Genomic DNA, 1,728 nt, shown 5'->3' with positions numbered 1-1,728 from the left:
TTCCCGCACCTTTAAATAATGTTATAGATATTCGAAGTTTCCTTGCCCCGTATGGAGAGCGACCGCCACACTGTTTTAAAATCAATTAAAACGCTTATCGCACAGCAATGCATAAGTCGCCACGCTCGGAAACTGATACTAAATAATTCGACCTGTACGCATATGTGGAGGGGAGACTCTTGGCCTTATCCAAAAGCTTGCCAGCATCCAAACAAAGTCCGAGCCCAGTATAGGTCGAACAAACACAATAATAGATTTCTATTTAAGTAAGTAAATATTTACATTAGTTGTATAACTCAAAGCGGCGGAGATGCTTGAACCTTTAAAGAATGCGCCCTAACACACAAGACGGACTGCGTTTGTTAGGGCTTCCGTTTAGGGATTCGTTAACTACTCGATTGGCGTTTGCCGATTGCCTGTTCCTTTTGGATTTGGCGAATTTTACGAAAAGCGATGATAGTTGTCACTAGCCAGGCAATACCGATAACTACAGTTGTAAAGGAAAAATCAATCGAGAGAATTCCCCCAAATGCTATGCAAACAAGAATAAAGCTTGCAATGGCCAACGACATTTCTTTTTTCTGCTTCGAAGTCATTTCATCCTACCAACTTTCGGTAATGGGATTCTTTAAAAGCATATCGCCGATCTACCTACCGATACGAGCACATTCATAAGAAGCAGTTCCTGCAGCACTGCCTGCCAACAAAATCGCTGGCCAAGCATCGGCACCTGCTGTCAGTGGAATACTTGCCAATGACCCAATCGTTGCGATAGTGCCCATAGCGCACCCGAAGGCACCTTGGGAAACAACTGGAACTACTCCCCCCTCAGCGAGGGGCTTTGAATAGGAAGCTGTAATAACATTTCCATCAACCCTGTAAGTGACTTTGCTTACTGAGCCGTCGGAGAGCAAAAATGCCGACTTGAGTTTAGCTTCACTACCATCCGCATTAGCGATAGTGACTGAACCATCTTTATTCTCGGTAATAGTTCCATTTTCAATGGAAAGTACCATGCCGTTGTTAGTGGACTTTTTAGTGTATATCTTTGTAAAGCTTGCGTCAACAACTTTTGCCGCCCCATTTACAGGTTGATCTCCGACTGAAGCTGCGAAAGCTGGGGAACCCGAAATGGCGACAGTGGAAATCAAAGCGACCGTTACTACCGCTTTTCTAAAGAGAGACATAGAACAAACTCCTCGAGTGGTTAAACTTCTTCCGGAAGAAGTTTAACCACTATTTCTTGCCCAAGAGGAAGCAATGTTAGGAGAATCCTTCAACCTCCCCCGTTGAGGGGGAAGTTTGAAGGTACCCCCAGGGGCATGAATTGCTTCAATTGGAGTTGTTGATTCGACAGCAGCCCCTTTTTTTGACAAGAGCGCCAATTTAAACAAGCCCATTACGTTCTAAGTAGTTCCACCGGAGGGCTCCGAGGATTCATTACGTAGTCCCCTAATCGGGGCAGGTTATGTTTCCTCCGTTCCCTCATTCCTTTCGGGACTGGAGGAACTAGTCGCTGGCTTCGGTATGGCTCTTATTCGCCCTGTTAAGAAAATGATCCGGGGGTGATGCCGCCGAAGGCAGTGACATACTCCAACTGCTAATAGGAACCTGATCCACGCCACTAGTTGGTGTGAGATCTCAAAGTAATGTGGATGCCAGCACGAAGTATGTCCGACCAACCCCAGCGACGAAGCAGATTACCGCTTTTCTATCGCTAGGAGTACT

General features: G+C 45.8%; 2 protein-coding genes. Both read right to left on the bottom strand.

Annotated elements, in window-relative coordinates; translation table 11 throughout:
- Positions 1 to 386 precede the first annotated feature (386 nt).
- Positions 387 to 596, bottom strand: a complete 210-nt coding sequence (locus tag HMPREF0308_RS00005; protein WP_005527571.1) for a hypothetical protein — start codon at positions 594 to 596, stop codon at positions 387 to 389.
- A gap of 51 nt (positions 597 to 647) precedes the next feature.
- Positions 648 to 1,187 (bottom strand): hypothetical protein, encoded by a 540-nt coding sequence (locus HMPREF0308_RS13510; protein ID WP_141276737.1) that lies wholly within the window; start codon positions 1,185 to 1,187, stop codon positions 648 to 650.
- Between the last annotated feature and the right edge of the window lie 541 nt (positions 1,188 to 1,728).

The organism is Corynebacterium striatum ATCC 6940 (assembly GCF_000159135.1).
In the GTDB taxonomy this organism is placed as follows: Bacteria; Actinomycetota; Actinomycetes; order Mycobacteriales; family Mycobacteriaceae; genus Corynebacterium; species Corynebacterium striatum.
This window is presented reverse-complemented; position numbering and strand designations above follow the sequence as displayed.

Excerpts from the sequence above, each read along its gene's own strand:
- HMPREF0308_RS00005 (WP_005527571.1), bottom strand. The coding sequence starts at position 596 with ATGACTTCGAAGCAGAAAAAAGAAATGTCGTTGGCCATTGCAAGCTTT.
- HMPREF0308_RS13510 (WP_141276737.1), bottom strand. The coding sequence starts at position 1,187 with ATGTCTCTCTTTAGAAAAGCGGTAGTAACGGTCGCTTTGATTTCCACT.